A 7,714-nucleotide genomic window follows, 5' to 3' on the forward strand; every position below is an offset into this window, starting at 1 on the left:
ACCAGCTGGCAGCCGTGAATTTCCTGCAGCAGTTCCTGGTAAGCCTCCAGCGGCAACTGCAGCTCCTGGGCAATTTCCCCTTCATTCGGTGCACGCCCCAGCTTCTGCTCCTGTACATGCACAGCCTTCGCCACGCTGCGCGAGGACTGCCGCAGGCCACGCGACACCCAGTCGTTGGCGCGCAGCTCGTCCAGCATGGCGCCGCGAATGCGCTGGCTGGCGTAGGTTTCGAACTTTGCGCCCTGGTCGTCCTGATAGCGTGTGCCGGCATCGAGCAACCCCATCATGCCCGCCTGGATCAGGTCGTCGAGATCGACATTGGCCGGCAGCTTGGCAATCAGCTGCAGCGCCAGGCGCCGCACCAGCGGTGCATATTCCTTGAGCAAGTCGGTAGGTTCCGACCTGGCCATCTTTCCCTGGGATGTGTACATGGAAGACTACTCCTGCTTTCTTGGGGGTCGGCTCATTGAACCTGGAAACCGCAGTGGAACGCGCCCGAGTGGGCCGTCATGGGGTGGGCTGGCAAGGCGTGACGACGCGGCGGGCTGATGCCCGCAAGGAGGAGCAACGCCGCCAGCGCGCCCCACGGCGGATCAATTGGGTGCGTGACGCTGTCACCCCCTTGGGGACAGTGTTTGTGTCTGAAAAAGTGAGTGTTCATTCTGTTTAGCCAGCGATTACAAGCAGTCAACTGCGGTTTCCAGGTTCAAAGTTTCCCTTGGCATCAGTGCAGCGCAGGCATGCAGGGCACGAACGCCAACTGCCGGCCGGTGGTGGTTTCAGGTGGTGGAGAAGGCACGCGTTTGTGCGTCCTGGGCTGAGGCCACTGGAGCAGACTGGAGGCGACCTGCCTGTAGTCCAGGGCCGCGGGGCTGTTCCCGAACGCATCAACGACAGTGGCGTTGAGCCGCTGCGCCCTGGCCAGGTGCGGATCCGCCCTCACCCAGCCGGCGGGTTCCAGCGCGAGCGACAGGTAACGCCAGCCGGCCTCGGCAAGATTGGCCAGGATGCGCCGCGCTTCGGCGGCATCGGCCGCCCCATCCACCAGCACCCGCAGGCGCTGCAGTGCGTGGGCGTGATGAAGTCCCTTGATGCAGGCATAAGATGCCTTGATGGATGCCGCATGGGCCTGCAGCACCACCAGGATATGGTCGGACTGAGCGGCCCATGGCGACAAGGCGCCATGCGGGTCGAGCTCGGCGTGGAGAAGCAGCATGCGCCCGTCGCCCTGAATGCTGGCTGGCTGGGCAGCGTCGCGCTCATCGATCAGCAGCACATCCTTGCCCTCCTGTACCAGCGCTGCCGCGAGGTTGCGCGTGAAGCTCGACACGCTCGGCCCCTCACAGCCCACCACGGCCACTCGCCTTCCGGGGGTGGCGGCCATCAGGCGCCGCAAACCATCAGCCTGGTCGGTCACCGCTTTTCTCACACAGCCTCCTCAACCCTGTGCCGCGGCCACATGCGGCCGGGACGACGCTGCCGCTGCGTCGGTTTCGAGCGCATCCAGCAACACAAAGAATTTAGCCAGGCCTTCCAGCAAAACGGGTCCGGAGACCGGACGACCCGCACGGCCTGCGTGTCCTGCCAGTTGCGTCAGAACCTGCCGTGCCGTCTCAGCCCAGGCTTGTGGCGCCCGCTGCAGGCGAAGCACCGTGGTGCAAACCTGGCCGCCGACCAGCAGGCGTTTCAGCCCGGCAGCCTCGCCGCCGGCAGTGCCCGCGTCCGCGAGCTGGGCCAGGGTCTGGCCAAGCAGCTTGAAGTGAGGCTCAGCCGCCAGCCGCCAGCCTGGCCACTGCGCCATCTGCAACGCCGTGGCCCGAACGCCGGCGCTGGCGAGCAGGTAGCTGTGGGCCAATGGTTTCCCGCTTGCCGCGTCCACCACGCGTCGGATCACGCAGCGCAGGGGCGCCGTGTTGTCCGGCCCGCTGCCGCTTGCGCCGTTCCTGGCACCCGCGCGCAGCTTGACCATCACGTCCGCAACCGACAGCAGCGCGGCCTTCCCCCGAAACAGAAAAGGTTGCGCCGTGCTGAAGGGCACCACGGCCGCCAGCTTGGCGAGCGTTCCCGCCGTACCGCTGCCGTCCGCTGTCACGCGCAGGGTAGCCGTTGTGCAGGCGGCCCAGTGAAGGCCCGCGTTTTGCCATTCAGAAATCAGGCCGGGCTCCGGTGTGCATGCCAGCAGATGGACGATGGGTTTTGAAAACCTGTGCTGCGCAAGCGAGCCCGCAAGCGCGGGATTAGCCGGCACCTCGTGCACGGCGGCAAATGGCAGACCCGTCCGATCCGACAGCAATACCGCGCTGCGGTGTACAGAGGACTCTGCATTTTTCTTCCCGGGAAGGGAGGTCTCCCCGGCCAGCAGGAGCACGTAGCGCCCGCAAGCAGCGGCGGCATCCGTGCCGGCCTGCAACTGCAGGTCTCGGGCGATCTCCGCCTGGCCGGCATGCTCGTCCGAAAGCCTTTGCCAGAACGCGCGGGTTTCATCGAAACCGATCCGTCCGGCCGACAGCGCGGCCGCATTGGAGGTCAGTTCCTGGGCGTTGTGGGTGAGCGCGCGTATCAGCTGCTGGCACTGCGAACGCAGGCGCTCGCTGACAGCTTCCGCGGCAAGCAGCTCCTGGTCGTTGCGCAGCGCCACCGGCCGCTCATCCAGATGGGCTTCGCCCGGCACAAACAGCGCGCTGGTGCTTTTGGCCTGAAACACGCTGTCGACCAGCAGCCTGCGATCACACAGTGCCAGGTGCTCCGGTACTTTCTGGCCGCTGGAAATGTAGTGCACGGGCAACTGGTGCCGGATGGCCATGTCCAGCAGCACGCCGGGGTGTGTGGCCTCATCCACCTTGGTGAAAATACAGCCCACCAGGTCTTTAGCCCTCGCAACCCCCTGACCATGGCGGTACGCCTGTACGACCTCATTGAGCGTGTCCCCATGGCTGGAAGCATTGAGCAGCAGCAGCCGCCTGATCGGCCGGCTGGCACTGCACAGCATGGCGATCTGGTCCGAAACCGCGCGGTCGCGCTGGCTCATGCCGACCGTGTCGATCAGCACCATGTGCTTGTCACGCAGGTCAGCCAGCACTCCCTCCAGGTCAACGGCATCTTTCACCGCATGCACCGAGACACCCAGGATCTGGCCATAAATGCGCAGCTGTTCGTAGGCGCCGATCCGGTAGCTGTCGGTGGTGACCAGCGCCAGTTTTTCCGGGCCGAAACGCATGACGCATCGCGCAGCCAGCTTGGCAGTGGTGGTGGTCTTGCCGACACCGGTCGGTCCCATCAGCGCATAGACACCGCCCTCGTCCATCAGGGCGTCTTCGTTTTCCAGCAGGGGCAACTGGCCTTCGAGTGCCGACTTGACATAGGCCAGCCCATTGGCGTAATTCTGGCCGGTCGGCAAGCTGGCCAGCAGGTCCCTGGCCAGGCGGGTGCTGAAACCCGCGCCCAGCAGTGTGCGCAGCAGGTGGCCTCGCACCGGGTCGCGCCTTTGCGCCTCGTTCCACGCCAGCCCGGCCAGTTGCTCCTCGATCATGCCGCGCATCGAATGAATTTCCCGCAGGACCGCGTCACCGTCGCTGGCAGCCACAGGCACCGCTGGCAGCCTGGCGGCCGGCGGGCTTTCTGCCGGCACCGGGATGGCAGCGGCCTCTTGCGTCGCCGCAGCTGTCATGGCGGTGATGGCCCGCTCCAGCGCGGCCACGATTTCCACGCCTTCGGCCGTGACCCTGTTCGACAGGATGATCGCTTCGGGTCCCAGTTTTTCGCGCACAAGGCGGAGCGCTTCGCGGCTGGAAGGTGCCACCACCCTGCAGCTGTCTGTATTGGTTTCCATACGGGTATTCAAGCTTTGCCTCCAATGGTGCAGGTGACTTTGATGGTGCGGGTGTCGGGTATTTCAGCGTGGGAAAGCACCTTGAGCTGTGGCAGGCTGCGGCGCAGGAAACGGGCCAGCAGCACGCGCAGCGAATGCTGGACCACCAGCACAGGCGTCAGGCCCAGCTGCGCCTGACGGGCCATGGCCGTCTGTGCCTCCCGCAGCAGGCTGTCGGCCAGTCCCGGCTCCAGCCCATTGCTGTTGGTCAGGGCCTGCAGGAGAACGCGGTCCAGCGAGCCGTCCAGCCCGATGACCTGCAGCTCTTCATTGCCCGGAAAAATCTGCTGCACGATGGAGCGTCCCAGTGCCAGCCGGATCAGTGACGTCAGCTCCGTGGTGTCGGTCACGGCAGGCGCGTTCTCTGCAAGCACGTCAAGAATGGTGCGCATGTCCCGGATCGAGACGCCTTCGTCCAGCAGGTTCTGCAAAACCTTCTGCACGGTCGTGAGCGACAGCGTCTTGGGAACCAGCCCCTCGATCAGCATGGGCGACTCCTTGCCGATGCGGTCCAGCAGTTGCTGGACTTCCTGGCGCCCCAGCAATTCCGCCGCATGTGCATGGATCAGGTGATTCAGATGCGTCGCCACCACGGTGCCCGCATCCACCACGGTGTAGCCGTAGATCTGCGCCTGTTCGCGCAGGCTGGCATCGATCCAGGTTGCCGGCAGACCAAACGCCGGGTCCTGCGTCTGCGTGCCGGGCAGCGTTGCACTGACCTGCCCCGGATTGATGGCCATCCACTGGCCCGGTAATGCCTCGCCCTGCCCGATCTGCACACCCTTGAGTTTGACCACATAGGCGTTCGGCTTGATTTCCAGGTTGTCCCGGATATGAACGACCGGCACCAGGAAACCGATGTCCTGTGCGAACTTCTTGCGGATGCTCTTGATGCGCCCCAGCAGTTCGCCGTTTTGCGCGCTGTCGACCAGTGAAATCAGCCGGTAGCCCACTTCCAGCCCGAGGGGGTCGACCAGCGTCACGTCGTCCCAGGTGGCGTCCTGCGACTCCGCCACTGCCGGTGTGGGTGGCGGTGCGGATGCCGCCGGATCAGCGCCGCCGGCCTTGCCCTGCATTACGCGCCGGCCAAACCAGATCAGGCCGCCGGCAATGATCAGGAAAGCCATGTTCGGCATGCCCGGAATCAGGCCCATCAGGCCGATGACACCCGCGGTCAGGAACAGTACTTTCGGGTTTGCAAAAAGCTGGCCGGTCAGTTGCCCACCCACATCCTCGTCGGTTGTGACGCGCGAGACGATCACGCCCGCCGCAGTGGAAATCACCAGCGCGGGAATCTGCGCGACCAGGCCGTCGCCGATAGCCAGCAGTGTGTAGGTGGTCGCGGCCTCGGCGAAACCGAGGTCGTGCTGGGCCACCCCGACAATCAGTCCGCCCACGATGTTGATCACCAGAATGAGCAGGCCGGCCACCGCGTCGCCGCGGACAAACTTGCTGGCGCCATCCATGGAGCCGTAAAAATCCGCTTCCTGCGCCACTTCGGCGCGGCGTTTGCGTGCCACATCTTCACCGATCAGGCCGGCATTGAGATCAGCATCAATGGCCATCTGCTTGCCCGGCATCGCGTCCAGCGTAAAGCGGGCGCCGACTTCTGCAATCCGGCCCGCACCTTTGGTGATGACCATGAAATTGATCACCACCAGGATGATGAACACCATGACACCGACAGCAAAATTGCCGCCGACCAGGAAGTGGCCAAAGGCCTCGATCACCTTGCCGGCAGCGTCCGGCCCGGTATGCCCCTCCATCAGCACCACGCGGGTGGAGGCCACGTTGAGCGACAACCGCAGCAGCGTCGTGAACAGCAGGACGGCGGGAAAAGCCGCAAAATCAAGCGCCTTCATGGTGTACATGCTCACCAGCAAGACCATGATGGACAGCGCAATGTTAAAGGTGAACAGCAGGTCCAGCAGAAACGGCGGCAGGGGCAGAACCATCATGCTGAGAATCAGGATGATCAGGATCGGGCCCACCAAGCCCTTGCCGCTGCCGCCCATGAGCATGGCCTGGCGCATGCGCGACATCGCAGTCAGCGTGGTCATGCGGGGCTCCCTGCGGGATCGAGCGAGTCAGGCACCGGCAGGTTCTGGGGCGTGCGCGGCACCTCTCCGCCTTCGCTGTGCAGGCGCTGCAGCTGGTAGGCCCAGGCAAGCACTTCGGCCACCGCCGCATACAGCGCCACCGGGATTTCCTGGCCCAGCTGGGTGTGGCGGTACAGGGCACGCGTGAGCGGTGGCGCTTCGAGAACGGGAATCCTGTTTTCTTCAGCCATGGCGCGAATGCGCAGGGCCACCAGGTCGGCGCCCTTGGCGATCACGCGGGGCGCACGCATTTCCTTGTCGAGGTATTTGAGCGCCACGGCATAGTGGGTCGGGTTGGTCACGATGATGTCGGCCTTGGGCACTTCGGCCATCATGCGGCGCTTGGCCATCTGCTGTTGCTGGCGGCGGATCTGCGCCTTGACCTGGGGGTCGCCGTCGCTTTCCTTCTGCTCCTGCCTCAGGTCCTCACGCGACATGCGCAGCTTGCGGGCATGGCTCCAGAGCTGGTACGGCACGTCAATGCCCGCGACCAGCAGCAGCGAGGCGATGATCAATGTGCAGCAGACCACCACCAGCCGCAGGGTATGCGGCAGCGCCGAAGTCACCGGCTCGTTCATCAGACCCATGATGGCCGGCAGCTTGCCAGAAAGAACCGACCAGGCCACGCCGCCGATCAGCAGCGATTTCACGATGGTTTTGAGCAGCTCGGCCAGGGATTCGGTCGAGAACATGCGGCTGATACCCGCCACCGGGTTGAGTTTGGAAAACTTGGGAGCCAGCGACTTGCCGGACAGCAGCCAGCCACCCAGCAGCATGGGCGCCACCAGCGCGGCCACCAGCATCAGGGCCAGCAGCGGCATCAGGGCCTGCAAGGCGTGCAGCACCGCTGTCCCGGCCTGCACCATCATGTGCGAGGCATCGAATGCAGAGGCCCGTTCAAACTGCAGGCCATTGCGCATGGCGCTGCCAAAATGGCCGCCCATGACCTCACCCATGGCCCACAGTGCGGCAACGCCTGTGGTCAGCATCACAAAGGTGACCAGTTCGCGCGAGCGCGCCACCTGGCCTTCTTCATGCGCCTTTTCGAGCCGCCTGGGCGAGGCGGGTTCGGTTTTTTCGAGATCACTTTCTTCCGCCATCAATGCTCCGGAGCGCCGGGCGCAACAAGCGCCCTGTTCCAAAGATTATTAAGGCGACTGCCCTTTAGCTATAGGCCAAACAAGCCGTAAATAGACCTGCTTCTTGGCCAATCAGGGAGCCTCCGGGGCGGAGCACCAGGTGCCTGTATGGCGGGGAAAATGAATCCAGGCTCAGGCTCAGGCTCAGGCCCGAGTCACTGCTGTTTCGGTATTTGCGGCTTACTGAGACTTCCATAAATCAAGACAGGCAACGTACTACCGTTCGCCCTAAACCATCGCCTCTCGGCGGCGCGAGCGGACTAGTGGCCTGTAACGTTGAAATAGGAGGCGAGGAACGCGTGAGACGGGGTGCGATGCAAGGCGCAAAGCACAGCGATGCCTCAGGCATCGCGCGCATTTGCAACGCCGCAGCGTGCCCTGTATCGCGCGGGCAGCGACTTCTGGTTTCAGCGTTGCAGGCCACTAAAACCCCAGGCTGGCCAACAGGTCGTCAACCTGGCTCTGGTTATCGACGGCATCGGGATTGCCAGCCTTGGTTTGCGGACCATTGAGCAGGCCGGCACCGGCTTCGTGGCGTTTCTCATGCGGTGCATTGTCGATCAGCAGCTGCAGCAGCTGCGTTTCCATGTCCTTGATGACGTCCATCA

General features: G+C 64.2%; 6 protein-coding genes. All 6 read right to left on the bottom strand.

Annotated elements, in window-relative coordinates; all coding sequences use genetic code 11:
* Positions 1-431, bottom strand: a 431-nt coding sequence (locus ABI660_RS22135; RefSeq protein WP_348072207.1) for a sigma-70 family RNA polymerase sigma factor, incomplete at its 3' end; no start/stop codon positions are given.
* Positions 432-724: 293 nt separating this feature from the next.
* Entirely contained in the window at positions 725-1,429 is a 705-nt protein-coding gene (locus tag ABI660_RS22140) for a MinD/ParA family protein (RefSeq protein WP_348072209.1), read from the bottom strand.
* A gap of 9 nt (positions 1,430-1,438) precedes the next feature.
* Positions 1,439-3,829, bottom strand: a complete 2,391-nt coding sequence (gene flhF, locus ABI660_RS22145) for a flagellar biosynthesis protein FlhF (protein WP_348072211.1) — start codon at positions 3,827-3,829, stop codon at positions 1,439-1,441.
* An 8-nt stretch (positions 3,830-3,837) separates the two neighbouring features.
* Positions 3,838-5,910: a flagellar biosynthesis protein FlhA gene (gene flhA / locus ABI660_RS22150; RefSeq protein ID WP_348072217.1), complete on the bottom strand. Its 2,073-nt coding sequence runs from the start codon at positions 5,908-5,910 to the stop codon at positions 3,838-3,840.
* 14 nt (positions 5,911-5,924) lie between these two features.
* Positions 5,925-7,067 (bottom strand): flagellar biosynthesis protein FlhB, encoded by a 1,143-nt coding sequence (gene flhB, locus ABI660_RS22155; protein ID WP_348072213.1) that lies wholly within the window; start codon positions 7,065-7,067, stop codon positions 5,925-5,927.
* 462 nt (positions 7,068-7,529) lie between these two features.
* Positions 7,530-7,714 (bottom strand): protein phosphatase CheZ (locus tag ABI660_RS22160; RefSeq protein WP_348072215.1); only part of this gene is annotated, 185 nt, incomplete at its 5' end.

The organism is Polaromonas sp., assembly GCF_039930745.1.
GTDB lineage: Bacteria > Pseudomonadota > Gammaproteobacteria > Burkholderiales > Burkholderiaceae_C > Polaromonas.